The sequence below is a fragment of the Streptomyces sp. NPDC051183 genome, from assembly GCF_040682455.1.
GTDB lineage: Bacteria > Actinomycetota > Actinomycetes > Streptomycetales > Streptomycetaceae > Streptomyces.
Window position 1 is genome coordinate 81,375 of sequence record NZ_JBFBBA010000025.1, and the last position, 25,898, is coordinate 107,272.

Sequence of the window (25,898 nt, forward strand, 5' to 3'; positions counted from 1 at the left end):
CCGCCCCGCCGTGATCGTGTAGGGGCGGGGGGCGATCGGTGCGGGGCCGGCGGATCTGGACGGCTCATTCGGCGACCGTGGCATGGTCCCTCAGCGTGGAGCGGAGCTCGGCGGTCAGGACGTGGCCGACGCGTTGGACGAGCCGGGTCATCTCGTAGCCCAGGACGGCCCGGTCGGTGCCCTGGTCGGCCGCCACCGCCAGCAGGGAGCCGTCGGAGACCGCCACCACGGCCAGGACCCCGTGCCGCATCTCCAGGACGGTACGTCGCACCGGACCCGACCCGTGCAGCGAGGACGCGGCGAACGCCAGTGCCGCCAGGCCGCTGGTGATCGGGGAGACCAGTTCGGGGGCGGGTGCCCGGGGCGCCGAGCAGCGGGCCAGCAGCACCCCGTCGGCGGATACGACGGCCACGTCGAAGACGCCGGGCAGGTCGGTCTGGAACTTCTGGAGCAGCCATCGGAATTCGCGGACCTTGTCGGCGGCGGCGCCGCCGGGGGACTGCTGATGGGGGCGTGCGGCCTCGATCGCGTACATCGGGCTCATGGGTCTACTCCTCCTCCTTCTCGTTCTGCTTCCGCGGCCCGGCGCCGGTTTCGGCGGCCTGGGCGATGCCGTTGTCCAGCCCGCTCATCCGGCGCAGGATCTCCGCCGGGTCGGGGAACGCTGCGGCCTCCGGTGCGGGCGCGGGGGCGGGGGCGGTGATGCTTCCGGCGCGCGGACGGCGCCGGCGTACGGGCAGGCCCGCGCTGGTCGACTCGTGGACGCGGGGATCCTCGGGCTGCTGCTGCTGCGGGGCGGCGTGGTGGGCGGGCGCGGGCGCGGCGGCGGTCGTGTCCGGGTCCACCGCCCGGATGGCCAGGGTGGGATGTTCCTCGCCCGCCCGGTGCGCGTCCGGCCGGGGGGCGTCGGCATGCCCGCGGACGACGCGCCGGCCCGCTCCCGCTCCTGCCCCCGGGCCCGGGCCCGGGCGGCGGCGCGGCGCGGGTGCCGGCGCCTGCTCCGGCGCCGTCGGCGCCGCCGGCCCGAGCAGCGCCTCGGGCAGGACCAGCGCGGCCACCAGCCCGGCGGGGGAGTTCGGGTAGAGCCGTACGTCGACCCCGTGCTTGCGGGCCAGGGCCCCGACGACGTACAGGCCCATGGACTCGCTGAGGTCCGCCCGGCCGCCGGCCGACCGGTGCAGCACCTGCCCGGCGGCGGCGAGCTGCTCCTCGCCCATGCCGATGCCCGAGTCGCGGATCTCCAGCAGCACGCGTCCGTCGGGCATCCGCTGGCCGCTGACGACGACCCAGGTGTCGGGGCTGGAGAAGGAGGCCGCGTTGTCGAGCAGCTCGGCGATCAGGTGGACCAGGTCGTCGGCCGCGTACCCGACGATCGACACGGGCGGCACGGTCCGGTACGTCACCCGCTGGTACTCCTCGATCTCCGAGGTCGCCGTCCGTACCAGGGGCAGCAGTTCGGTGCTCTCGCGGCGCTCGGCGGTGATCTCCGCACCGGCCAGCACCAGCAGGTTCTCGCTGTTGCGCCGGATCCGGGTGGCCAGGTGGTCGAGGTGGAAGAGGCGGGCCAGCCCGTCGGGGGACTGCTCGTGGCCCTCCAGCTCGGTGATGACGGCCAGCTGGCGCTGGATGAGGCCCTGGTTGCGCCGGGAGAGGTTCTGGAAGAGCTGGTTGACCTCCTCGCGCATGGCGGCCTGCTGCCGGGCGAGCCCGACGGCCTCCAGGTAGACGCGGTCGAAGGCGCGTGCCACGTCGCCGATCTCGTCGCGGGTGCGCGGGGCGAGGACCTTGCCCTCCAGTGCGGCCGGCAGTGCGCTGCCCCGGCTCAGGTGGCGGGTCACCTCCGGCAGGTGGTCGTCGGCCACCTTGGCTGCGGAGCGGCGCAGCCAGCCCAGTCCGCGTACGAGGTGCCGGGAGGTGGCGAACACCAGGGCCGAAGCGAGAAGCAGCACCAGCGCGGCGAGCACCACGTCGACGACGACCTGATCGCGGGCCCGGTCCTTCTGCTGCGCGGCGCTGGCCAGCACGCGCCGCTCCACCTTCTCCTGAAGCTGCGCCAGCTGTTCGCTGACCCGGGTCAGGTCCTCGTACCAGGTCTTCGGCAGCGCCTTGGCCGGGTTGGTCTGGCCGGTGGAGGCGCCGAGGGCGGAGATGGCGGCGGTGAGGTTGCGGGCCGGCTCGTCGGCGAGGATCCGCTGGAAGGACTCGGCCTCGTGCGGGTCGGCGTACAGGCCGAACTCCATGCCGGTGATGTCGCGTACGAGCTGGGAGGCGAGGATGTTCCCCTGCTGGCCCGTGCTCAGGGAGCCGGACTGCGCCGCGCTGGCCAGGACCGAGCGCTGGCTGGTGACCATCACATTGTTCAGGGCGACCGTGTAGAGGGTCCAGCCCGCGCCGCGGGCCTCCTCGCCGATGCCGCCGACCTGGTTGTAGAGGCTGGCGATGGAGACGATGACGCCGCCGTAGTCGTGTTCGACCTCGGCGGGGGAACCCTGTGCGTCGGCCATCTTGCGGATCTTCGCCAGTGATTCGAGGCCGGCGCCGGTCACCTTGCGCTGGCGTTCCATGCCCGAGTGGGCGGGGAGGCCGCCGAGCTCCTTCAGGAACTGCCGTGCCCTCGCGTCGGTCTCGTCGCGGCCCTTGGCGTCCGTGCCCCGGGGGCGGGCGCGCGGGTCGACCGCGAGGTCCCGTTCCTGGGCGAGTGCGGCGATGAGGGCCGTTCCCGTTCGGCTGGTCTGCGCGATGCGCTCGGTGTCGCCGTACTGGCCCGCGGTGCGCAGGGCGTCGTCGATGCGTAGACCGGCGAAGCCGAGGGCCGCCAGCAGCGGGACGAGGACCACGATCAGCATGCGGGTCGGCACCCGAAGGTCGGCGAGTACGCGCTTGCGCCAGGGCAGGGGCGGACGGAAGCCGGCTGATATCACGGGAGGACCTGGTTTCGGGGGAGTGGAATAGGGCCGTCCCAGCGTACGTAGGAGGTGTACTCCTTTTACCTGACCAAAAGGCTACCGTCATCGGCCAAAGGTTGATTTCGGACGCGGAGGGGGCGGCCGTCCTGCCGAGTTGGTGAAGGCGTGCTCCGGTATCACAGAACTGGATCCAGGGACAAGGTTCTTGTGGAGTGAATCGGCCGCCAGAGGTCCCGAATGGTCGAAGTCCTGAAACGCGCGGTGATCACCTTTTCGGTGAGACTGCTCGCCCTCGGCCCGACCCGATGATTCCTGACGAGGAATCAGGAAAAGGTTTTCCTGTGTCATTGGCGGACGAATTCAGCAGAGTAGGCCTGACGGGATCCTTCGTCCCCAGTGGGATGGGCTAAAGTCCCCTCAGGCCGGGAGGTAGCCGAGATGCTCCTCCCAGAGCAGCTCCGGGGCTTCCGGTACGACGAAGTCTGTCGTCGGAGTTCCCAGATCTGCCACCACGGCGTCATAGACGGGGGTATCGCTCGCGGCGGCACGGGAATGCCGGCCGCTGCCACGGTCCGTCAGGCTGTGGGAAACGTGCATGGTGTCGGCTCGGCCTTCTGTCGGGGGATGGAAAGAAGCGGCATCGCTTCTTCGGCCCACACCATAACTCGGCTGTAGGGTTAAGGTGTTTTAAGAATTCATTACGTGACTCATAAGTCGCGATGCGCGAACATATGATCATGAACTTGACGGCGGAACTCCACGGCACGGTTACGGACGTGAGGCAGGACGCGTGCCGAAGTGCCGTTCTCATCGCGGACGGAGAAGCGATATTCCGAACGGGACTGCGGCGCGTACTCGAAAGCCTCGGCCGGTACGAGGTGGTCGCCGAGGCCTCCACCGCCCAGGAGGTGGCGCGGCTGCTGCGCAGCACCGAACCCGAACTCGTGGTCATGGACCTGGCCCTGGCCCGGCAGGTGGGCCTGAACTCCGACCGCCTGGGCGGACTCCTGCCCCGGCCGCCCAAGGTCGTCCTGCTCACCGGGGACGGCGGTCACGAGGGGCTGGAGGAGGCCCTGGACGCCGGTGCGCGAGGGTTCGTCACCCGGCAGTTGGACGCGGGCCTCCTCGACGCCGTCCTCGGTCACGTCCTGGCCAACGGGTGCGCGATCGCGCCCGAGGTCTTCGGCGGCCTGATGGACCGGCCGGCCGCGTCCCGGGCGCAGTTCGCCCGGTCCCACCACCGGATCGGCCTGCTCAACGACAGTGAGCGCCACGTCCTGGAACTGCTGGGCCACGGCTTCGAGAACGCCCGGATCGCCGAGGAACTCCATCTGTCCCGGGCGAGCGTGAAGACGTACGTCTCGCGGCTGCTCAGCAAACTCCACCTGGACAACCGCACCCAGGCGGCGCTCATCGCCAACGAGACCGGGCTGACGCTGTCGGGGCGGGCGTAGCGCTCGGAGCGGGTAGCCTGTGCGACCAATGGCCCATTGAGGCTTATTTACTGATAAAGGCGGTGATCTGACGTGCCCGGCCAGCCCAGGCCCGTGCCCACGCCCACAGCAGCATCCGCGCCCGTGACTGCGCCCGTGACTGCGCCAGTGACTGCGCCCGCGCCCGGCGACGGTGAAACGGTGGTGCTCGACCTGGGTGGGCTCACCAGCCGGCGGCGCCCCTCGCGCGCCCGGCGCTGGCGGATCCCGATGGCCGCCGCGGGCGTCCTCGCGGCCGCCGGAGCGGGCCTGTTCGCACTCGGCGGCACCGGCGACGGCCTCGCCTCCCTGATCGGCCCCGCCGGACGCGGCGCCGGCGCGCCCGACGCGCTCCCGGACGCCGGTTCCGAGGGGCCCGGCGCCGAGCACTCCGCCAACGGCTCGCGCGGGCCCGGTGCCTCGCCGTCCACGCCCGGCGGCGCCGTCCCGCCCGGCAGCACCGACCCCTCGCGGTCGCAGTCCCCGTACTCCGCGCACGCCGACGCCGACGGCCAGGGCTCCGCGACCCCCGGCCGGCCGGGCGGCGGTTCCTCCTCCCCGGCCGCCCCGCCGGACCCCTCCACCCCGAGCCCGCCGCCGCCCACCCCGGACGGCGCCTTGCGCCCCGGCGACCGCGGGGCCGAAGTGCGCACGCTCCAGCAGCGCCTGTACGGGCAGGGCTTCACGTACGTCACCGTCAACGGCGTCTACGACGACGACACCCGTCGCGGTGTCGCCCAGCTCCAGAGCGACCGCGGCCTGTCCGGCGACCCCTCGGGCATCTACGGCCCGCACACGCGGGCGGCCTTCGGCCTGGGCTGACTGTTTCGCGCCACCCGCCCGGGGTGGCCGTACGGGCGGGGTCGGAGCCTTGTGAACGCGCACGCCAGGGCGCGAAGAACCGTTGCCCCTTACACCGAGATGCGCGTACGGGCGTGCGAGACGCCTGGGGCGGATGAGGTCGGGAGATATGGGGGTTAAGCGCGAAAGAGTGGTATCACGACCGATTCCGCCCTTCATGGGTGGCGCGGCCTTCGAAAGGATGGACCGCGACAGCAGGTCGCCCGTCACGAGCGGGCGGCCCTCCGGTCGCCGAAGCAGAGGGGTACCACCATGTCAGCGCGCAAGACCCTGGCGATCACGGCCGCGGCCGCGGCCCTGTTAGCGGGGCCCGTCCTGTCCGCCCACGCCTCGACCGCCACCATTCCGACCGCCCAGCAGAGTGCCTACGGCACGCAAGTGCGGGCCGCCGGACTCACCGACGTCCAGGCAGGACAACTCCAGCAGCAGGTCGACGCCGTCCTCGCCAAGGACCCGCAGGCCCGCCAGGTTTCCGCGAACAAGCTCACCACCGCCGGCGGCAGCATGGTCCTCGCCGTCCCGGGCCGGACCGAAACCCGCGACCTGGCCGCTCCGGACGCGGCCCTGGCCTGCAACAACGGCCACCTGTGCATCGTCGACGGCCGCGGCGTCAACTATGACTACTACCGGTGCGGCTACTACAACTTCGACGGTGTCGGCAACGGCACCTTCAACAACAACCAGACCTCCGGCACCCGGGCCCGCTTCTACAACCACGACGGCAGCGAGCGCTGGTCGAACGTGGCCAAGGACACCGGCACGGCCAACTGGGACCCCGTCTTCCACATCCGCCCCTGCTGACGACCGTCCGCCGGCCCCCGTCCCGCCCCGGGACGGGGGCGCCCGTCGTCCCGTACCGTCGTCCCTTACCGGCGGCTCGGGACGCGCAGCTCAGTCGGCCGGCAGGCCGAGCTCGTGCGCCAGGACTGCCGCCTGGGTGCGGTTCTCCAGGGCCAGCTTCTGCAGCACGCGGGAGACGTGCGCCTTCACGCTGGACACCGAGAGGTAGAGTCGGCCCGCGATCTGCGCGTTGCTCAGGCCCGCCCCGACCAGGGCCAGTACGCGGTGCTCGGACTCGCTGAGGCGTGCCAGGAGTTCTTGCCGGTGGTGCGGCCGCGCGGCGGCAGCCGAGCCCCGGGAGGCCTGGGTGACCAGGAAGCCGAGCATCTCGGTGGAGACCAGGCTGCCGCCGTTCATGACGCTCTCCATCGCGAAGTGCAGTTCCTCGGGGCGGATGTCCTTCATCACGAAACCTCGGGCGCCCGCTTCCAGGGCCTCCAGTGCGTGCTCGTCGACGGCGAAGGTCGTCATCGCGATGACGGGCGGCGGGTCGTCCATCCCCATCAGCCGCCGGGTCGCCTCCACCCCGTCGACGCGCGGCATCCGCAGGTCCATCAGGACCAGGTCGACGTCGTGCTCCCGGACCTTCGCCACCACCTGGGTGCCGTCCTCGGCCTCGGCCGCGACCCGGTATCCCGGCAGGGACTCGATGATGCAGGTGAGTCCGGAGCGGGTGATCGGCTGATCGTCGACGATGAGGACGCCTGCGCCCATGCGCGCGGTCCCTTCTGTGTGTTGGGGGAGGAGGAAGGAAACGGGAGGATCGGACATTCGGATCAACTGTTATCAGGATTCGGCCTCTTCGGCGAGTGGGAGCGGCGGTCGGGAGTGATGTTGATCACCCTTTAGATCTACTTAAGGAACTTAAGGGGTCGATGTCTGAATTGTTCATAAATATCGGTAATTGACGTTGTGTTCGTGCGTGGGGGAGGGTCGGAACCAACCACCCCAATCCCCCTACTTCCCCTGTCTGATCGGGAGTTGTCGCATGCGCACGTCCGCAGTCCTCGCCGTCGCCGGAGCCGCCGCCGGTTCGCTGGCTCTGCTTCCCGCAGCCCCCGCCTCCGCGGCGCCACGGTGCGGCGACGGCAACCCCCTGGGGGCCGCGGGTGCGTACGCCGAGTTCGTCGAGGGCGACTCCACCCGGTACTCCGACTCCGAGGGGGCCGTCGCCGTCGGCGGCGAGGCGAAGTTCGGCGACAGCGCGAGCGGCCACGGCTTCTCCGTCGGCGACAAGCTCTCCCCGGGCGAACTCGGCGCCCTGCCCGGCGGCAAGTCCCTCGTCGTCGGCGGCAGGCTGAACGCCAACCAGGTCGTCATCTCCAAGGGAGAGGGCGTCTACCGGGAGCTGAAGGACACCAGCCGCCGCGGCGGCTTCGCCGTCGACGGCCGACACGCCAAGGGCTCCTCGCCCGTCGACTTCGCCAAGGAGTTCGCCGCCCTGCGCAGCGCCTCCCGCTCCTGGGCCCAGGTCCGGGGCAACGGCACGGTGGCCCGCCCCGAAGGAGGCAAGGCACTCCTGCTGACCGGCGCGGACGCCGAGCTGAACGTCTTCTCCGTCGACGCCTCCGACCTCCAGCAGACCGACCGGATCTCCCTCAAGGTGCCCGCCGGCTCCACGACGCTCGTCAACGTCCTGGGCAGCTCGTACGACATGATCGGCTCGCCCCTGTACGGGGTGGAGCTGTGGGACCCGCAGACCGGCGAGTTCGTCCTCGACGACTACGCCGCCGGCTCCGCGAAGTTCAAGGACGTCCGATCCAAGCTGCTGTGGAACTTCCCCCAGGCCACCTCGGTCAAGAAGAACCACGCCTCGTGGCCGGGGACCCTCCTCGCCCCCGACGCGGCGGTGGAGCTCGGCGGGAAGGGCGCGGGGCCGGGCCACGTCAACGGCGGCGTCATCGCCAAACGGCTCACCTCGGTGCCCGGTGCGGAGACGCACCAGATGACCTTCGCCGGCTGCCTGCCCGCCACCGGTGGTGGCGGGGGTGGTGGCGGTGGGACCGCCCAGCCGATCCCGCCGGCGCCCAGGCCCACCCCCGTCCCGCCCCAGCCGTCCACGCCCGCGACGGGCTCGCCCGCCGGCGGTACGGGCGGTGCCGGCGGCAAGGGCGGCGCCGGGGACAAGCCCTCGGCCACGCCGTCGGCGCCGCCCGGCAAGGCCTCCTCCACCGCCCAGCCCGAGGACGTGAGCGGTCGGCTCGCCGCAACCGGCGGCAGCGCCGACTCCCGGATCGTGCTCGGCGCGGTCGCAGCCCTCGCCATCGGCGGAGCCTGCGTCGCCTCGGCCGCCGTGCGCCGCCGCGCGTCCCGCCGCTGAACGGCCCCCGGCCCAGCCCCATTCCCCGTTTTCTCCCCCGTCCCCCCACCTTTCCCCCCACCCCCTCATCGGAAAGCTGAACCGCATGCGCAAGCGCACCGGCATAGCCCTCGCCACAGGACTGGCCACCGCCGGACTCATGGTCCCCGTCTCCGTCTACGCCACCGACGCCTTCACCAACGCCTCCGCCTCCTCCGGGCAGGCGGTCAACGTAAGCCTCACCGGAACCACCTGGTGGCTCAGCGGCAGCGTCAAGATCCCCGGGGCGGAGCCCGGCTGGAAGCTGGAGTTCGAGGTCCCGTCCGGCCCGATGCCGCAGGTCTACACCGGCAAGACCGAGATCTCCGGCCGCCACGTCACGGTCACGGGCGACGCGTACCAGGGCGGCGAGTTCACCTTCGGCGTCGACCTCGGCGGCAAGCAGTCCTCGTACGAGCTGAAGAACTTCAAGCTCAACGGCAAGGCCGTCGACGCCCAAGGTGCCTCCTGGAAGGACGGCGACAGCGGCTCCAAGCCGCCGGTCCCGCCGACCCCCACGCCTCCGACGCCGACCCCGACGCCGCCCACTCCCACGCCGACGCCCACCCCGGACCCGGGCGGGCTGAAGCCCGGCGAGAGCTGGGTCTCGGACAAGGGGCTGAAGCTGACGGCCGAGTTCAAGGACTGGGGCACCTCCGGGCAGCTGGACTTCACGATCACCAACACCGGGACCAAGGACATCGCCTCCTGGTCCGCCCTCTACGGCCTGGAAGCGTGGCTGCTGCCGGGCGACTCCTGGGGCGACGGGAACGTCTCCGCGCAGAAGGAGCAGAAGCGGCTCCAGATCACCGGCAAGGGGGCCCTGAAGGCGGGCGCCTCGGCGAAGGTGTCCGTGGCCACCACCCAGCCCGGCCCCGACGGGCGTCCCCCGGTGGACGCGGGCAAGCCCGCGGCCGCCTGGCGCGGCGCGAGCCCGTTCATCGACGCCGCCGCCTACCCGGTGCCCGACCTCGCGCAGATCTCCAAGGACACCGGGGTCAAGCAGTTCGTCCTCGGCTTCATCGTCGGCGACAGCCAGGGCAAGGGGCTCCCGCGCTGGGGCAGCGACGCCATCACCCCCAGCCAGCACCTCGCCAAGTCGATCGCCGAGCTGCGCGCGTCGGGCGGTGACGTGGCGGTCTCCTTCGGCGGCGAGAACGGCCACGAGCTGGCCGTGGACCACAAGTCCGCGCAGGAGCTGGCCAAGACCTACCAGGGAGTCATCGACCGCTACGCGATCAACAAGATCGACTTCGATGTCGAGGGCTCCATCCAGACCAACGCGGCCGCCAACAAGCGGCGCGCCGAGGCCGTGAAGATCCTCCAGGAGAACGCGAAGAGGAACGGCAAGCAGCTGCACGTCTCGCTGACCCTGCCGAGCCTGGCCACGGGACTGGTCCAGGACGGCAAGAACGTGCTGAAGTCCTTCACGGACGCGGGCGCCCAGCCCGACGTCGTCAACGTGATGGCCATGATGATGGGTCAGTCCGTGCCCGACATGGGCAAGTACGGGGACGCCGTCATCTCGGCGGGCGAGGGCCTGCACAAGCAGCTGAAGGAGTTCTTCCCGAACAAGTCCGACGCGGACCTGTGGCGGATGGTCGGCATCACGCCGAACATCGGCAAGAACAACGGCGACGGCGGCCAGGGCGTCGGCGACAAGGGCGTGGTCACCGTCGCCGACATGAACAAGATCCAGAAGTTCGCGGCCGAGAAGAACATCGGCATGCTGTCGATGTGGTCGGTAGGCCGCGACCAGCAGTGCGCGGGCGGCGCCGTCCAGTTCGACAGCGGCTGCAGCGGGGCCAAGCAGGAGAAGTACGACTTCTCCAAGGCCGTCTCCCAGTACAAGAAGGAGTGGCAGCTCGGCAAGTGACCGCCGACGCCGCCGCCGGAGAGGACCGGGTGTCATCCATCGGGGACACCCGGTCCTCTCCGGTCCACTGGCGTCCCGTCGGGCACGACGTACGTTCGGTCCTGACGAACCCGTACCCCGGCAAGCCGAGCCAAGGAGCCGCGCCCATGCCCCCAGCAGCACGGGTGGGTGACATGCACACCTGCCCCATGCAGTCGCCCGCCGTACCGCCTGTCCCGCACGTCGGCGGCCCGGTCATGCCGCCGGGCGCGGTGAACGTGCTCATCGGCGGCCTGCCCGCCGCCGCGGTCGGCAACATGTGCACCTGCGTGGGCCCCCCGGACAGCATCGTCAAGGGGAGCGCGACGGTCCTGATCGGCGGCCGGCCGGCCGCACGCATGGGGGACACCACCGCACACGGCGGAGTCGTCGTCGCCGGCCTGCCCACGGTGATGATCGGCGGCTGACGGGAGCCGCGGTCGCCTCGGCCACCGTGGCCACCGCGGTCACCTCCACGCGTTGTCAACCTTCGCCGGGAACCGTCCACCCGGGCCGACGGCCGCGCCACCCGCCCCTGCCTAGGGTCGAAGTGGGCCGGTCCGGCCCGCGGCCCCGGGGCGGTGCATCCCGCGCCCCGCGGCCCCGCCCCGCGCAGCGAAGGAAACCGCCCCCGCATGACGCCGACGCCCACCCCCACCCCCACGCCCCTGTTCGGGCAGCGCCTCGACGTCGTGGAGGAGCGACTGCGGCGGCTCTACCTGCGCCACGAGTCCGGCGATCCGACGGACCCGGGCTGCGGTCCGGACGGCCTCGACGATCCGGAGCCGGACGACGAGCACGGTTCCCCGGACGGCCCCCGAGCCACATCGGCCGCACCCCGATGGCCCGACGCAGGGCAACTGACGGAACTCGACGGGCAGGGCGACCGGCTGGCCCGGCTGGTTCGCGAGTTCGGCCTCACCGAGCGCGAGACCGACATCCTGCTCACCTGCCTCCTCCCGGAGATCAACCCCGTCTGCGGCACCGCGTTCCGGTTCCTGAGCGGGCGGACCTCCTCCCGTCCCACCGTCGCCGTCGCCCTCTCCACCCACGGCATCACCGTGCCCGAGGCCATCGCGGCCGGCCTGCTGCGGCCCGGCTCACCCCTGCTCGAGGCGGGCCTGCTCTCCTACGAGGACGCCGCCGAGGCCTTCCCCGACCGGCTGCTCAACGTCCCCGGCCGCCTCGTCGACTTCCTCGCCGGCCGCGACGGCGGCCCCGGAGCCGGCGGCGCCGCCTGGCTGCGGGTGCTGCCCCCGCACCCCGAAGCCGCCCACGGAGCCGACCCCGACCGCCTCGCCGCGCTCCACGAAGCGCTCGCCACCGACCCCGGCCGCACCCGCTACCTGCGCCAGGGCATCCGCGGCGAAGCCCTCCCCGCCGCCTGCGGAGCGCTCGCCGCGCGTGGGCTCGTACCCCTGCTCCTCGACCCGGAGGCGTTCCTCGCCGCCGCCACCGACACCGCGCCCGCGCTGCTGGCCGAACGGACCGCGCTCGAGGCCCGGCTGCTGGGCGCCGCCGTACTGCTGCCCGTACCGCCGCCCGGAACCGCCACCCCCGAACGCGTCGACCTGCTGCGCGGCGTTGCCGCCCGCCTGGACGCGGCGCAGCCGCCGCTGCTGCTCTACGGGGCCCAGCCCTGGTCCGCGTACGAGTGGGACGCGCCGATGCCCGACGAGACCGACCTGCGCTCCGCCGCGGCACGCCACCCCCGCGACCAGCTCGGCTCCGCCGCCTCCGCCGCCGTGGAGCGCGTGCACCGCGGCTGCGCCCTGCGCGCCGCCACCCCCGCCATGCCCGAGGTACGGGCCGCGGCCCGGCTGCGGTCGGCCGCAGAACTCGGTGCTCTGGCCCGGCACATCGAGCCCGCGGTGGGCTGGGAGGACCTGGTCCTGCCGGGGGCCGTGCGCCGCCGCCTGGACATGCTGGTCGCCCGGGTCCGCCACCGGGAGGAGGTCTTCCAGGACTGGGGCATGCGCCGGGGCGGCGGCCGCGGCCAGGGCACTGCCGCCCTCTTCGCGGGCGAGTCCGGTACCGGCAAGACCATGGCCGCCGAGGCGCTGGCCTGCGAGCTGGGCCTGGACCTCTACGTCATCAGCCTGCCGTCGATCGTCTCGAAGTACATCGGCGAGACGGAGAAGAACCTCGAACGGGTCTTCTCCGCAGCCGAAACGCTCGACGCCGTCGTCCTCTTCGACGAGGCCGACTCGATGTTCGCGAAACGCGGCGAGGTCAAGGGCTCCAACGACCGGCACGCCAACATGCAGAGCGGCTACCTCCTACAACGCCTGGAGGCCTTCAACGGGCTGGCCATCCTCACCACCAACCTCCGCTCCAACATCGACTCGGCCTTCACCCGCCGCTTCGACGAGGTCGTCCACTTCGAGAGCCCCGGCCCGGACGTCCGCGCCCGCCTGTGGCGCTCCCTGCTCGGCACCTCGGCCCCCGACGACCTCCCGATCGACACCCTCGCCCAGGCCTACGACCTGGCGGGCGGCAGCATCCGCGCCTGCGTCGAGAGCGCGGCCTTCGAAGCGGTGGCGGCAGGCCGCAAGGTCACCGCCGAGGACCTCCTCGCCGGCATCGAGACGGAATACACCAAACTGGGCCGCCTCTTCGATTTCTCAGACCGTGTGTGAGATCTGACATGGGACGATCGGCCGGTGACTCGACCCGTAAACCGTGACCGTTCCCTTGAGGAGCTTGAGCGTGACCGCTGGTCGGCCCCGTCGGACGGCGAAACCCGGCTGATGGCGACCGTGCGCGAGCTTCGGCGCAAGCCGATCGGCGGGTTGTCGGTCGAGGACCTGCGGTTGTTGATCGGGCAAGACGTCGGCCTTGCCCATCTCCTGCCCTTGGCGGTGGAGGTCCTTCAGGTCGCCCCACTGGCGGAAGGCGAGATGTACGAGGGCGATCTGCTGGCCGCCGTGCTCACGAGGAGTGCGGAGGTCTGGAGCGAGTCCCCCCGAACTGGGGCGGGACGTCCGCCTGATCGTCTCGGGGTTGGCCGACGTGCCCGCCTGCCATGAAGCACGCGATCGCGGGGCTCCTGGCCCCGTAGGCCGCCGACAACGGCTGCCGTCGGCGCCGGGCCGGGCCGACGGTCTACGGGGAGTGCCGCACGAGCGGTCGGGCGGAGCGTGTCGGTGGAGATGATCCTCCCGACGCCCGCCCTTCGGCTCCACCCGCACGGGCGGGAGCCGAAGGGCGGGCTCAACGAAGCGCCTCAACAACGGGACGCAGCAGATGAAAAACGGTCTCAGAGACCCACGACCCCCGGCTTTATGTAGCTCCTCCGGTACTCCGCCACCCATCGCTGCCCTTCGTGGGTTGCCAGCCATCCCCTGAAGGAGAACGACAGCCGATTCAATGCGTCGGGCGAAGTGTTCTGCATCTTGTTGATGCAGTACTTTGTGAGTTCATCGTAGAGCTTCAGCAGGACCCTTTCCGGAACTCGGAATCGCACGGAGGCCGGGTATCCCGAACGGTTGGGAACGACCGCTTCTATTTGGTCCTGGATATCGCTCTGGTTGGCCAGTGAAAGCCCACTGGTGACGGGTGACGAGGTGACCTGCTTGTTGAAGTTTTCGATGAGGGCCTTCGACGTGCGTGACCGCTCGGTGCTGTTCCACAGTCCCGCGATGTCGCGATCCGAGCATCCCGTGCCCTTCAGCACTTGATGAAGATTGACCCTGTGGTCCTCCAGCGAAGTGGTGACCCCGGCCACCAGTTTGCTGCCGAGAGCCTGCGCAAAATCATCGGGGTGAGGGAGTTTATTTCCCCAGTGATAGAGCATGTAAGCGATGCTCGGAATGGCGAGGGCCATGCCCAGCCCCGTGGCCAGGGGAGACAGGGCGGCAAACTTCAGGGCAAGGAGTGCCAGGACGTCTGCAGAGATGCCCATGAGGTCGAAGGATACGGCCCACCCGTCGATAACGTCGGCTCGTAGGTTGTTGGAGAGTGACAGGACGTTCGCGACGAGAGACACGACCGGCGCGGCCTTGGCGACCTTCCCGGCCGCCGCGGTCTTGCCCAGTGCGGTCAGGGAGTTTTCGATGAGCGGCATGGCGACTGCGATGCTCGATCCTGCCGCCACGGCATGGTGAAGGGTGTCTCCCTCTGCTATGCCACCGCCGAATATGGATATCCCGAGGTTTGCGGCAAGTAGGACCATGAATGCACTGTTGAAAGCCCTTGACGGACTCTTGGTCGGAACCGAGATGTCGTCGGTCCTTACCCCGGCCCCGGCCCTGTTGGCGCTTGTCTTCAGCTCGCTGTTGAGGAGGACGACAGCCTTGTCGAAATCCTGTTGGGCGTTGCTGACGGCCAGCTTTGCCTTCGCCCACTCCTTTCGGTAACTGACTGTCCAGGCGTCGGGATTCAGCGTCTTGAGGTCTTCAATTACCTCTGTGTCGAGCGGAATCCGTCCATCCGCATACTTGGTCGGGTGTACGTGACGATGGAACGGCCTCACGCGGTTGATCGAGCCCACGTACTCGCGACTCGCGGCCATGGCCTTGGCCGCGGCATCGGTGAGTGGTGTCTTCTCCGCGGTTTCGATCGTCTTCAGCATCACCTTGGCGACCGGTACTGATTCGTCGGGAATCCCCAGGTCCTTGAGAACCGCGAGGGTGGGATCGGTGGAACGGGCTAGACCCCTCCAGTCGAAGGAAGCGTCGACCATGGGGTTCGGGCCGTGCTCCAGTTCGGTGAACCATTTCTCCGTCACGGCTATCTGGTCGTTTTCGTCGGACCTGATGTCGGCGGAATACGGGAGGAGTTTCTCACCTCGGATACCGGGAGGCAGGGCGCTTGCTTCGGAACGGCTGGTCACGATGGCGCCGAAAATGCTCTGTCCGGCCTCGATCAGACTCTTCGTGTCAAAGGTGATCGAATGCCATTTGTTATCCATCGGGATGATGCCGATGAGCCTGTGATCGCCGAACAGGGCCAGTATGGGAAGGCGGTCACCCGATGTGGAGAGGGGTGGCGGGCACTTCACCCTCCCCCCGATGGGAGTCTTCTTGAAATCGGATGCCGGTGGAAGGTGCAAGAACGAACAGGCGGGATCATTCAAGGCGAATGCTTTACCCGAGCCGGTCTTCGTCTCGATTTTCATTCCCGACGTGCCGGCGTCGACGAGGTAGACTTCGCCAGAATTGAAGTGCTGACCTGTCTTTGAGCGGGCACTGCCGAAGACCTTCAGACTTCGTCCCTCGGCGAGCGCGTTGGCGTAGTTCTCATCGGAATATGTCTGTTCCGTCGACCGCTGGGTGTGCTTTCTGACTGCATCGATCGTTTGTTTCGTGGCCGCTGCGGAGCGGCCGATTGTGAACTCCGTCTCGTTTCGACGCATTATCTTGTTGAGATCGTCGAAATCGGTGGCGGCGGCCGGGAAGGAGTTCCAGAGCTCGTCCGTCACCTCGGCGAAGAGCCAGTCGTACGACATGCTGCCCATGTCGAGGTCGTTCATCGGGCCGTGCCATGTGTCAGATATCAGGGCTACGATAATGAAATTTGGTTTCCCGTGCGTCAGGATCTTCGTAGGGTCGGCCCATTGGTCGATGTCCTCGAAGTGGAAATCAACGGAGCCATCGTCGTGGTGCTCGGATACGAGGACCCTCCGCTTGTTGACGCCATCGAGGGGATCCAGCCTGGACTTGAGGTGTACTTCGTCGCCGTCCGTGAGGATATCCATGAATTCCGAGGTGAAGAACCCGATGCCATTGGCGACGGAAAACTTCCCCTTGCCTCTGCCCTCCAGCATCATCCGGGAGAAATCACTGTCGCCGGTCAGCTTCGGGAATCCGGGGTAGCACATCCCGGTCTCCTGAGCGGGAAGCATGGCGGATTCGCCCCGCAGGCTTCGGCGGTTGCGCTTCAGGACCGTGGCGCCCCCGGCTTTCGTGGTCTTCTTGGCAGTGGCCTTCACCGGCAGCGGGGAGTTGGTCGGGGGGTTGGTGAAGGGGCGGGCGAACAGGCTCTTGTGGCCTTCGACGATGAAGCCGGACCGCTTGTTCTTGGTGGTGACCTTGTGGCGGTTCCCGGTGACGATGCGGGCGAGGTTGGTGAGGGACTCCCGAGCGGGCTGGGTCTCGGTGGCCGCGTCGTAGTAGCTCGTGTGGGCCCGTTCCCGCTTTTCCTTCCAGCTGAGGGTGGGGTCGGGGATGTACTCGGACTTGAGGCGGGTGACCCTGCCGGTGAAGTTGTCGTACTTGGAGTGGGTGGGGTCGATGCTGAAGTAGTTCAGCTGGCTGATGGTGTCGTGCTTGTGGGCGGCGGCGAAGATGCGGGTGGCGGGGATGTTGAGGTGCTGGGCGCGGCGGCCGGTGCCGGGGCTGCCGAAGAGGACGAGGTAATCGGCTTCTCCGCCGCCGAGGGGCTCGCTCTTGTAGGCGGCGCGGGCCTGGTTGACGGAGCGCATCACGGTCGCCTTCGCGGGGGCGTACGCGTACGCGGCGGCCGAGAGCAGAGAGGGGTCCGCGGCGAGCTCGGCGATGGGCAGTGTCTTCTTTGCGCCTTCGGTCACCGCTTGTGTCCAGGTGCCGCCCTGCATCCGCTTCTTGGCGACGGCGGTGGGAGGAAACAGGGAGACGAACTGGCGAAGGGCTTCCCGGGTGGTACCGGTCAGAGCGCCCTTGGCCCCGTCGGTGATGCCGCCGTGCTCGGTGCGCCGCATGAGGGCGTAACCGGCCACGACGCTTCCGTAACTGAACCCGTTGACGGTGATCTCGGGTTGTGCCCGCAAGCCGGCGCTCTTGCGGGCGGTGCTGTTCTTCCACAGGGCGCGCCAGTGGGCGAGGTCGATGTTGAGGAGCCGGGAGCCGTCCTTGGCGGGCTGGTCGTTGCCCACCTCGCCCTTGCCCGCGCGGATGTCGCGGGGAGCCTTGTAGCCCTGCCAGGCGATGACGGCCACCTTCGCCGCGGGGCCGACCCTTCCGCATTCGTCGTAGACGGTGCGGGTGCGGCGGACGAGTTCGTCGAAGTTCGAAGGATCGCTGCCCATGCCGGGGACCAGGACGCAGACGTGGGTGGCGGTCTCGATGTCACCCAGGGCGACGGCCATCCGGCCCACGCCCTCGAACTCCGGATCGTAGGACAGGACGTGGCAGGGGAGCCCGGACCCGGCCGCGAGGCCCTTGACCAGGTGGTAGGCGTTGGCCCTGCGCAGATCCTTCAGTGCCGGCTTCGAGGTGGTGGTGGCGATCCGGGACATGCTCTGGAACGGGTCGCTCTCGCCGCCCTGGAGCGCGTCGGTGAGGGCGGAGCCGGCGGCTTCCGCGTCACGGCGGGAGACTTCCGGCGTGACTTCGGCGGGGCCCTCCGGTCCGGGCGCCGGGCGGTCCAGGTCCGCCGCGAGCTCCCGCCTGTTGGCCGTGTCCGCCTGGGCGAAGTCGTGGGGCTGGCCGGCGTCGAGGGAGAGTTCCGGTGCCGGATCAAAATCCTCTGCCGCTGCCAGCGGTGCGGTGGGTGTTGCCCGGGGCTCCGCCCAGGCCCCCAGGGCCGCTTCCGCCCCCGTCGGTACGGAACTGCTCGGCGCGGACGGGAGGACGGGGCGTTGGACGCGCCTGCGCTCCGGGCCGGGGGACGAATGCGCGGGGGCGTAGGGACCGAGGGTCATGTCGTGGCTGTCCTAGCTTCGGACCGCGAAAGCGGAGGGAGACCTGTCACATGGCACCGCCAACCTATGAAGGGGCGGGCGCGCGGCCCCGCATATTTCGAGGACAGCCAGGTGCCAAAGGTCGACAGTCGGCGCGGCCCTGCCTCAGACCCGGTGCGGCCCGCCCGGGCGGGCCAGGTCGTGGAGGGTCTGGGCCAGGAGGAGGCGCAGGTACGTTTCCTGGCGGCGGCCGATGCCGACCCGGTTCGCGAACTGGTGCGCGGCGCCGTTGAGTGCGTGGTGCGCGGCTATCGCCGCGTCCGGGCGGCGGCGGGGGCCCGGCCAGGCCGAGTCCGGGTACAGGTCCGCCAGGCCGGCGGGCGCGTACGAGCCCTCGGCGGCCAGCGCCGTCAGCCGCGCGGCCAGGGTCCGTACCGAGTGCGACCAGGCGGCGGCCGGGCCGGTGCTCCGCGGGGCGGTGCCCGGGGACCACAGCCGGCGGGTCTGCTCGCGCAGGCTCGCGCCCCGGGCCCGGTAGGTGGCCTGGGCCTCGCTCGCGATCCGGCGCCGCTCGGACGGGCGCGGGCGCGCCAGTATCACCTGGGGGTCCGTCAGCCGGGCGCAGTCGACGATGCTCAGCCCCGACGCGGCGAGCGCCATCGTCAGGTGCGCGAGCACCACGTTCATCCGGGCCGGCCGGGCGGCGGTCCCCGACAGCAGGGACAGCGCCAGGTTGCTGGACTGGGCGAAGTGCCGCTCGACGGCCGTGACCGCCTCGCCGTGGCCGTACCAGTCCGGCTCGCGGACGTACGGGACCTCCTCCAGGGTGTCCGCGGCCCGTACCGACCGGGCGGTGGCGTTCAGCCCGTGCGCGCGGGCGTACGCAGTGACCGAGGCGGCGTACGAGGAGGCCGTGACGGGGGCCGCCGTGGGATGCGCGGCCAGGTGCGCGGACAGCCGCCCCTCGGCGGCGCGGCGCACGGCGCCGCTCTGCACGGGGTGGGCGGGCAGCAGCCGCAGCCGTACGTGCGGTCCGCCCTCCCAGGAGCGCTGGAAGAACCAGCCGCGCAGCAGCCCGGCCTCCTCCAGCCCGCGCACCAACGGGGTCACGGCCCGGGACAGCAGCAGGTCCTGGTCGCCCCAGTGGTAGACGTGCAGGCTCACCCAGTCGTCGGCGGCGGCCCAGCCCCGGCTGGGCAGGGGGCCCTTGTGCCCCGTGTGTTGACTGTTACTCACCACATCGCACCTCCGGTCCGTTGATCTCCAGGGCGTACTCGGTCACCCTGCTCTGCCCCTCCGGGGCGGGCAGCGCCTCCTGGAGGACGAGGACCGCGTCCGCGGCCCGGGTCCCGCACGGCAGTGAGCGGGTGAACGAGGCCAGCAGCGGCCGTACGGCCACGTCCACGTACAGCGGGCGGGTACCCGCCTCCCCGCCTCCGTCCGGCACCACCCGGGCGAAGAACTCCCGCGGCAGCCCGTGCTCGTCCAGCCAGGCGGCCAGCCGCACCAGGTAGGTGTGCTCGGGCTCGGTGGGCCGACGGACCGGGAACAACCGGGCGGGCAGCCGCCAGGCGGCCCGGCGCAGCGTCAGCAGGCCCAGCTCGACGCGCGGCTGGAACCCCACCGCGTCGGCCGTGGTCAGCGGGCCCGGGGCGTCCCACGGCAGCCGGTCCGGCGCCCCGTGCACGCCGAAGCCGCGGACCAGGAACCGCAGCGCGGGCGGCAGCAGCAGCACGGCCATGTTGCCCAGGTGCAACGGGACCACGACCGAGTCCAGGCGCGCCGAGCGCAGCACCGGCAGCCCGGTGTCCGGGTCGAGGGCCGCGCGCAGGTCGGTGAGCTGGATCCGCCGGTCCTCGGGGCAGTCGGCGCCGGTGGTCGTGAACGGGTAGTCGATGCGGTGGGCCACGCCGGGGGCCCGCAGGTTGAGGTTCGAGCCGAAGACTCCGTCGGTCTCGGCGTAGACGCGGCCCGGCGCGGTGGCGGTGTAACGGGGCCGGGGCGCGGGCGCGTCGGCCCGGTCGCCGCTGCCGCGCCGGGCCGCGTCCTGGGCGCGCAGCCGGTCGTACCGGGCCCGGCCCGCGCCGAACCCGGTGCCGAGGCCCGCGAGGACGAGCCTCTGGGCGTGGCCGTACGGGGTGCGGGGCGCGGGCTCGCCGGTCGGATCGGCTTCCAGCGGCTGGACGAGGCAGGTCAGGGACTCGGGCGCGCGCACATGGGCGGGCAGCGCCGCCAACAGCGCCTCCAGCCGCTCAGCTTCGACCCGCATCGGCGCCGCGTCGCCCGGCCGGCCCGCGCCGCGCGGCCCGTCGCCGAGGAGGTCCAGGGCGCGGGCCCGCAGCAGCGCGAGCTGCCGGAGCGGGCCGAGCGCGCTGCCGGCCGGACCGGCACCGGGGCCGGCGTCCGGCGCCGGTGGCCCGGCGAGCAGGGACCGCAGCTCGGCCGCCCCGATCCGGCCGGGCGCCGGAGCGTGCACGGCGTGCGCGGACTGCTGGACGTAGCGGTAGAACGACAGCAGCGGGAGCCCGTCGGGGAACCGGTCGCGCAGCACCGAGGCCAGCGCCAGCTTGAGCGGCAGGTCGGCGTCGAAGAGCCCGGCGAGGCGGCGCACGGTCTGAAGGTCCTCGCAGACCGGCCGCCACCGCTCCCAGGACAGTTCCACGGCGGTGTCGGACAGCAGGTTCTCGTGGAAGGTGGTGCGCGCGGCGGTCCGGGTCCGGGTCCGGAGCCGGGCGGGGGTCCGGACGGGCCCGCCGGGGGCCGGCGCGAGTTCGGGGCTGCGCAGCACGGCCCGCGCGGCGGAGCGGGCGGCGGCCCGTTCGGCGGGGCTGTCGGCGGCCTCGTACGCCCTCAGCTGCCGGCGCAGTTCGCGCAGCGGGGCGGCGACGCCGCGGCCTCCGGCGGCGGCGGTGCTTCCCGCGGCCGACGGCCGGCCGCCCGTCGGCCCGGCCCAGGCGAGCAACCCGCCCAACTGGTCGGGGGCCTGGTCGGCGAAGGGCAACCGCAGTTCCAGCAGGCCCACGGCCGCCAGCGCGTCGACGAGCGCATCGGCCTGCTGCGGGGTCCGCCCGCCCAGGGCCAGCAGATCGGCCCGCAGCCCGCCGAGGGTCGCCCCGCCGGGTGCTTCGCGCACCAGCCGCAGGCAGCTCCGTACGGCCTCGTCGGCCGGTGTCCGGGAGACGGGCTCACCCGTCTCGGAACTGAGGAACCACAGGTGGCCGTCCTCCTCCACGGCGCTCGGGTTGACCCGCACGCCGAGCCGCGGGGCCAGCTCGGGCCGCGTGGCGAGCTGCCAGCCGAGCTGCCGGAGCATCCACACACTGGGCTCGACGACCCCCCGGGCGGCGCCGCCGGGCACGTCGAGGTCGGGCCGGCCGAGGTCCAGCCGGTCGTCGTCGGGCCGGCTGAGGTCGGGGCGGTTGCCGGACTGCCGGCCCGTCGGGGTGTCCCCGTGCGGTCCCCGGCGGAAGGTGCCGGCCGCCGTCACGGTGAAGGTCGAGTACCGGCCCGGGCGGGTGGCCGCACGGGCCACCTGGCGGACCAGTAGGCGTAGCTCGGCGTCACCAGGTATCGCCGCCGGGTCCTGGAGCCAGCGGTCGAGCTGTTCGAAGACCTCGGGGCTGCCCTGGACCAGGCCGCGCCGGAAGGTGCGGCCGCCGACCGCGGTGCGCAGCGCGGCCGTCGTGGCGGGGGCCTCGGCGGCGTGGATTCCGGCGAGTTCGGCCGCGCAGAGGCGGTAGCGCTCCAGTTCGCCGAGCCATCGCTCGATGCGTTCGCACACCTCCCCGGGCAGCGCCTCCCACACCCGCTGGTCCCACACCCATTCGCCCGGTGGCACCAGCCCTGCCAGCGCCGAGCGGACCGCGGCGACGGCGGGCCGCAGCCCGCCGGTGGCAACGGCACGGTCGGACGGCCGGGGGAGCAGTGCGGACAGCCGCCGCCCCTCCTCGGCGAGCCAGCGGTGCGCCGGTACGAGGGAGTCGACCGCGGCCCACGTGCGGGTCGCGCGCAGCGCGGTCAGCTCCGCGGCCGGGACTCCGGCGGCGCGCACCGCGAAGGTCGGTGCGACCCAGTGGCCCGGTACTGGACCCGTCCCAGTCCCATTCCCAGTCCCAGTCCCCGTCCCCGTTCCCGGGCCGGTGAACTGCCACGCCGCCTCGCACAACTGCCGCACTGTCCTGCCCGCCTCGCCCATGATCCGAGAATCCCGAAGGTGCCGGGATTCAATCTAGGTGCCGGTTTTCTCCGCGTGTGGGGCAGAAGATGACGGTGTGTATCCACTGGAGGACTTCCGGCTGATCTCCTCCACGTTGCGCCGGGGCCGGACAGTGCCCCGGGGCCGGGGCGGGCGGTGCGGCGGCTCCGGCGGCACGACCGGCGGATCGAGCGCGGCGGCCCGCAGGCCGAACCCCCGGATCGGTTTGGTCGTGACCTGCGTGTCCGGGCGGCCGACGGGCACGGTCACCAGCAGGTCGAGGACGGGCCGGGCCGGAGTTCCCAGGCCCGACCAGAGCTTCGCGGCGGGAGACTCGGCTCCGTCGGGGACCTCGCGCAGCGCGAGGAGCGGTCGCTCCTCGAGCGGGGTGCCGGGGTGCACGGACGGGGCCGGCGTCAGCCGCTCGGTGGCCACGCACCACTCCAGCAAGGTACCCAGCAGCCGGTGCTCGTCCCGCGGGCTGTGGCCCCACACCGTCATGGCGTACCCCAGCCGGAAGGACCGGGCCGGCTTGCTGCGGCCGACGACGACGCCGTTCTCATCGATGATGTTGGTGTCGCCCGACTGCCGCTTCGTCGTGTCCTCCTCGATGCCGTGCAGGAAGAGGTTCACGCACAGTCCGGAACGCCGGGCGGCCCAGTCGGAGTTGGGTGTCTCGAACGCGATCTCCGCGTTCACTCCGCTCAGCGGGCCGGCGCGCAGTTCGCGCTCCAGGGTGTCGTCTACGTGCTGGACGATGCTCATGGGACGGTCGGCTCCTTCTTGAGGACGGGCGCGGGGGGCGCGGTGGACGGGGTCACGGGTTGGGTTTGATCTCTTCGGCGTTCGGGCCGGTGAGCGGGATCAGCTCGCCCACGATCAGCGCGGTCGCCGTGCAGGTCGTCGGGGCGGCCGGCGGGGCGGGCGGCGAGGAGGGAGCGCCGGAGGCGGGCGGAGGGGTGACCGGGCTCCCGGAGGGCGGGGCGGGGCAGTCCAGTTCGAGGCTGAGCTTCTCCTTCTCCTTCGGCGACAGCGTGGGCGGCACGGTGACGTCCTTGACGCTGTTGACCCCGACGCTCGCCAACTGCACGCCCGCCGCCCTGAGGAAGAGGAAGCCGGTCGGCGGACCGCCCGCGGTCAGCTGCACGCTCTTGACCGCCAGCCGGTAGTCCTTGGGGATCGTGTACTCCGCGATCGGCCGGCCGGTCTTGGTGTCGGCCACCAGGGACTCCTGGAAGGGCTTCTTCTTCGGGGCCCCCGCCGAGTCCTGGTCCTTCTTCTCCTTCTCCGCCTTCTCCTCCTCCTGCTTCTTCGCGTCGGCCTCCTTCTTCTGCTCCTCCTGCACCGCCTCCACCTGCGAAGGGCCCTTGGCGGACTCGGTCTCGGCCTTCGGCTTCTTGCCGCCCACCGGGGAGATCCACAGCACCGCGAACGCGACCAATGCCGTCACCACCGCGATCAGTGCCTTGAGCACCGGCTTCGGCAGCAGCGGGCGCTGCCGGTGGGTGAAGGAGGCGGATCCTTCCTCCGCGTGCTCCTGCTCGACGTGGATCACGACCGGCCAGTTGGCCGCCGTACCCGTGAACATCGGGTTCAGCACCCGCGTCAGCAGGCTGACCCGGGCCTGCTCCCCGGGCTTCAGGACCAGCCGGGAGCGCCGGAGCGACACCTTCAGCGGCGCGTCCTTGGCCTCCGGCGCGACGCGCAGCCGCACCGTCGCCGTCGCGTTGCCGGTGTTCTCCACCACGACCAGGTTGCTGCTCCACAGCGCCCCGCCGACCCGCAGCCGGTCCGGCTCGATCTCCGCGTCGTGGAACTCGCCGACCTGGATCTCCGCCTCCGGCACGGCCACCGCGGCCGGGTCCTCCACGGAGGCGACCCGCACGGCGAAGGTCAGCGGGCCGGGCGCGAGGGCGCTGTCCCGAGGCAGCGAGATCGGGATGTTGATCTTCTCGTGGTTGCCGGGATAGACCGACAATTGCCCCAGATCGGGCTCGGCGTCCGGCCACCACGCGGGCGCCCCGACCAGCCGCAGCCGGTAGGCGTCCACGATCCGGCTCTCGTTCCACACCCGCAGGTGCGCCGTGAGGGCCTCGCCCGGTGTGATCACATCGGCGGGGACGGTGAGTTCGGCTCGTACGCTCATGCTCCCTGCCGGCTGAAGAACTGGATCTCGGCCATGGCGACCGGCATGTTCGGCTTGAGGCCCTTCTGCACGGCCTCGATCTTCACCTGGACCGACATCACGTTGTCGATGCCCAGGTCGAAGCGCTGGGGGCCGGGCTGGCCGCCCAGCTTGATCTCCTTCTCCACCAGGCCCTGGTCCGTGGTGGTCACCGTCACCGTGATCTTCGAGGGGCGGCCGGTCTCGTAGAACTGCCCCGGGGCCTTGGACGCGCCGTTGACGATGAGCAGGGACGTCAGCCGGAACGGCGCGTTGAACTGGGCGGTCCAGTACTGGCCCACCGCGTCCTGACCGGTGCCCTTGGGCGCCCAGGCCTTGTTGTCCACCCCGTCCGAGGCCAGGTTCGCCTCGAAACCCTTGGCCGCGCTCGACGCGGACACCTTGTCCGGGGCGACCGCGTACTGGGAGAGGAACCGGTCCTTGACCAGCGGTACGGCCCGCTGCGCGGCCGCCGCCGCACTGCCCATCGACATGCCCGCCGTAAGACACAGCGGCAGAGCCACGGCCAGGACGCCCCAGCGGCGGTCCCAGTGCCAGACGTCCGGACGCTCCAGGTACTCCTGGCGGATCCGCCGCCAGCGGGTCGGCTCCGGCGGTTCGGGCTCGGGCCGCAGCAGCGACCCGCAGGGGTGGCAGAAGGTACGAGTATCCGCGTTGGGCTCGCGGCACTCGGGACACAGCATCAGGTGGGGGATGCCGCCGGCGGGGGTCGCGTCGGCCGGGGGCGCCTCGGGCAGGGTGGTCCACAGCACCACCTCGCCGCTGATCACCTGGGTCCGCTCGGCGGCGGACTCGGCCGCCGGGGTCACGTACCCGACCGGGGCCGCCGGGTACCCGACGGGCGCGGCCGCGTACCCGACAGGGGTGCCGGCCGCGGCGCTGGTCTCCGCAGGGCGCCGCGCGGCTTGCGGCCGCGCGGGCGGGGTCGGCGCCCGGTCGAAGAGCGGGTCGGGCCGGAACAACTCCCCGGTGAGGTCGGTGGTCCGGCCGCTCCGGTCCCGGCGCAGCCCCTCGGGCCAGCCGCCCTGCCCGGTCGGCGCGGCCTCGTACGGGGTCCCGTACGCCGCCCCGTACGAGGGCGAGGGTGCGGGCTGCGGGTAACCGGCCCCGGCGGTGGGGTACGCGGATCCCGTACCGCCCGCAGGACCGGCCGCGGCGGAGCGGTACGGGTCGCCGCCGGCCGGAGCGGGGTCGGCGCTACGGCGCCGGCCGGTGGCTCCGGCCGAGCGGAGCGGACCGGTATCCGCCGGAGCCGGCCCGGCCGTCGGGCCGTGGTCGCCGCTGCGGCCCCGGTGTGCCCCGCGCCCAGCCGTACCGGCACCGCTGTCCGGGGCAGGTGCCGGTGCTGGAGCCGGAGCTTGAGCCGGAGCCGGCCGCGCCGCAACGGGGTCGGGCCGTACCGGATCCGGCCGTACCGGATCCGGCCGTACCGGATCCGGCCGCCGTACCGGATCCGGCGTTCCCGGGTCCACCACCCGGCTGCCCCCGGTGAGGTCCCACCCCATGTACGCGCCGCAGGACACGCAGAACATCTCGCCCGGGTACGCCACGACCCCGCAGCTGGGGCAGACGTCCTGTTCGGTCTGCACGTGCCACCCGCGCCGTCC

At 71.6% G+C, this 25,898-nt stretch carries 17 protein-coding genes; 8 read left to right on the top strand and 9 right to left on the bottom strand.

The window, feature by feature from the left end; translation table 11 throughout:
- Positions 1–64: 64 nt before the first annotated feature.
- Together AB0M99_RS22515 and AB0M99_RS22520 are read right to left on the bottom strand one after the other, a co-directional pair.
- On the bottom strand, positions 65–544 hold the full coding sequence (locus tag AB0M99_RS22515) for a roadblock/LC7 domain-containing protein (protein ID WP_365923059.1): 480 nt from the start codon (positions 542–544) through the stop codon (positions 65–67).
- Between the two features lie 4 nt (positions 545–548).
- Positions 549–2,921, bottom strand: coding sequence for a nitrate- and nitrite sensing domain-containing protein (locus AB0M99_RS22520; protein ID WP_365923061.1), 2,373 nt, complete (start codon positions 2,919–2,921; stop codon positions 549–551).
- Positions 2,922–3,643: 722 nt separating this feature from the next.
- Between AB0M99_RS22520 and AB0M99_RS22525 the strand changes: the two genes are divergently transcribed.
- The 3 genes from AB0M99_RS22525 to AB0M99_RS22535 all read left to right on the top strand — a co-directional run bounded on the left by AB0M99_RS22525 (position 3,644) and on the right by AB0M99_RS22535 (position 6,040).
- The gene (locus AB0M99_RS22525; protein WP_365923063.1) at positions 3,644–4,360 is read left to right on the top strand and encodes a response regulator transcription factor; all 717 of its coding nucleotides are present in this window, start codon (positions 3,644–3,646) and stop codon (positions 4,358–4,360) included.
- Between the two features lie 180 nt (positions 4,361–4,540).
- Positions 4,541–5,200, top strand: coding sequence for a peptidoglycan-binding protein (locus AB0M99_RS22530; RefSeq protein ID WP_365923065.1), 660 nt, complete (start codon positions 4,541–4,543; stop codon positions 5,198–5,200).
- Positions 5,201–5,491: 291 nt separating this feature from the next.
- The gene (locus tag AB0M99_RS22535; protein ID WP_365923067.1) at positions 5,492–6,040 is read left to right on the top strand and encodes a hypothetical protein; all 549 of its coding nucleotides are present in this window, start codon (positions 5,492–5,494) and stop codon (positions 6,038–6,040) included.
- 90 nt (positions 6,041–6,130) lie between these two features.
- Here the strand turns inward: AB0M99_RS22535 and AB0M99_RS22540 are convergent, their stop codons facing one another.
- The gene (locus tag AB0M99_RS22540) at positions 6,131–6,793 is read right to left on the bottom strand and encodes a response regulator transcription factor (protein WP_365923069.1); all 663 of its coding nucleotides are present in this window, start codon (positions 6,791–6,793) and stop codon (positions 6,131–6,133) included.
- Between the two features lie 274 nt (positions 6,794–7,067).
- On the opposite strand from AB0M99_RS22540, the gene AB0M99_RS22545 reads away from it, so the two are divergent.
- From AB0M99_RS22545 to AB0M99_RS22565, 5 genes are all read left to right on the top strand, one after another.
- Complete coding sequence (locus AB0M99_RS22545; RefSeq protein WP_365923071.1) at positions 7,068–8,399, top strand: choice-of-anchor A family protein; 1,332 nt, start codon at positions 7,068–7,070, stop codon at positions 8,397–8,399.
- Positions 8,400–8,484: 85 nt separating this feature from the next.
- Positions 8,485–10,293: a chitinase gene (locus AB0M99_RS22550; RefSeq protein WP_365923073.1), complete on the top strand. Its 1,809-nt coding sequence runs from the start codon at positions 8,485–8,487 to the stop codon at positions 10,291–10,293.
- 188 nt (positions 10,294–10,481) lie between these two features.
- Positions 10,482–10,739, top strand: coding sequence for a PAAR domain-containing protein (locus tag AB0M99_RS22555; protein ID WP_365923120.1), 258 nt, complete (start codon positions 10,482–10,484; stop codon positions 10,737–10,739).
- Between the two features lie 207 nt (positions 10,740–10,946).
- The gene (locus AB0M99_RS22560; protein WP_365923075.1) at positions 10,947–12,950 is read left to right on the top strand and encodes an ATP-binding protein; all 2,004 of its coding nucleotides are present in this window, start codon (positions 10,947–10,949) and stop codon (positions 12,948–12,950) included.
- Positions 12,951–12,974: 24 nt separating this feature from the next.
- Positions 12,975–13,340: a contact-dependent growth inhibition system immunity protein gene (locus AB0M99_RS22565; protein ID WP_365923077.1), complete on the top strand. Its 366-nt coding sequence runs from the start codon at positions 12,975–12,977 to the stop codon at positions 13,338–13,340.
- 230 nt (positions 13,341–13,570) lie between these two features.
- Here AB0M99_RS22565 and AB0M99_RS22570 read toward each other — a convergent pair whose 3' ends face one another.
- The 6 genes from AB0M99_RS22570 to AB0M99_RS22595 all read right to left on the bottom strand — a co-directional run bounded on the left by AB0M99_RS22570 (position 13,571) and on the right by AB0M99_RS22595 (position 25,880).
- A complete protein-coding gene (locus tag AB0M99_RS22570) occupies positions 13,571–17,932 on the bottom strand; it encodes an alpha/beta hydrolase (protein ID WP_365923079.1) in 4,362 nt (1,453 codons plus the stop codon).
- Between the two features lie 144 nt (positions 17,933–18,076).
- The gene (locus AB0M99_RS22575; protein ID WP_365923081.1) at positions 18,077–19,147 is read right to left on the bottom strand and encodes a lantibiotic dehydratase C-terminal domain-containing protein; all 1,071 of its coding nucleotides are present in this window, start codon (positions 19,145–19,147) and stop codon (positions 18,077–18,079) included.
- Positions 19,140–21,962 (bottom strand): lantibiotic dehydratase, encoded by a 2,823-nt coding sequence (locus tag AB0M99_RS22580; protein ID WP_365923083.1) that lies wholly within the window; start codon positions 21,960–21,962, stop codon positions 19,140–19,142. Before AB0M99_RS22580 ends, AB0M99_RS22575 begins: the two co-directional genes overlap by 8 nt.
- 177 nt (positions 21,963–22,139) lie before the next feature.
- Positions 22,140–22,871, bottom strand: coding sequence for a DUF4255 domain-containing protein (locus AB0M99_RS22585; protein WP_365923085.1), 732 nt, complete (start codon positions 22,869–22,871; stop codon positions 22,140–22,142).
- A 52-nt stretch (positions 22,872–22,923) separates the two neighbouring features.
- On the bottom strand, positions 22,924–24,252 hold the full coding sequence (locus AB0M99_RS22590) for a hypothetical protein (protein ID WP_365923087.1): 1,329 nt from the start codon (positions 24,250–24,252) through the stop codon (positions 22,924–22,926).
- Entirely contained in the window at positions 24,249–25,880 is a 1,632-nt protein-coding gene (locus AB0M99_RS22595; protein WP_365923089.1) for a hypothetical protein, read from the bottom strand. The genes AB0M99_RS22590 and AB0M99_RS22595 overlap by 4 nt, the downstream gene beginning before the upstream one ends.
- Positions 25,881–25,898 lie beyond the last annotated feature (18 nt).

Excerpts from the sequence above, each read along its gene's own strand:
- AB0M99_RS22515 (WP_365923059.1), bottom strand. The coding sequence starts at position 544 with ATGAGCCCGATGTACGCGATCGAGGCCGCACGCCCCCATCAGCAGTCC.
- AB0M99_RS22525 (WP_365923063.1), top strand. The coding sequence starts at position 3,644 with ATGAACTTGACGGCGGAACTCCACGGCACGGTTACGGACGTGAGGCAG.
- AB0M99_RS22535 (WP_365923067.1), top strand. The coding sequence starts at position 5,492 with ATGTCAGCGCGCAAGACCCTGGCGATCACGGCCGCGGCCGCGGCCCTG.
- AB0M99_RS22540 (WP_365923069.1), bottom strand. The coding sequence starts at position 6,793 with ATGGGCGCAGGCGTCCTCATCGTCGACGATCAGCCGATCACCCGCTCC.
- AB0M99_RS22545 (WP_365923071.1), top strand. The coding sequence starts at position 7,068 with ATGCGCACGTCCGCAGTCCTCGCCGTCGCCGGAGCCGCCGCCGGTTCG.
- AB0M99_RS22550 (WP_365923073.1), top strand. The coding sequence starts at position 8,485 with ATGCGCAAGCGCACCGGCATAGCCCTCGCCACAGGACTGGCCACCGCC.
- AB0M99_RS22555 (WP_365923120.1), top strand. The coding sequence starts at position 10,482 with ATGCAGTCGCCCGCCGTACCGCCTGTCCCGCACGTCGGCGGCCCGGTC.
- AB0M99_RS22560 (WP_365923075.1), top strand. The coding sequence starts at position 10,947 with ATGACGCCGACGCCCACCCCCACCCCCACGCCCCTGTTCGGGCAGCGC.
- AB0M99_RS22570 (WP_365923079.1), bottom strand. The coding sequence starts at position 17,932 with ATGACCCTCGGTCCCTACGCCCCCGCGCATTCGTCCCCCGGCCCGGAG.
- AB0M99_RS22585 (WP_365923085.1), bottom strand. The coding sequence starts at position 22,871 with ATGAGCATCGTCCAGCACGTAGACGACACCCTGGAGCGCGAACTGCGC.
- AB0M99_RS22590 (WP_365923087.1), bottom strand. The coding sequence starts at position 24,252 with ATGAGCGTACGAGCCGAACTCACCGTCCCCGCCGATGTGATCACACCG.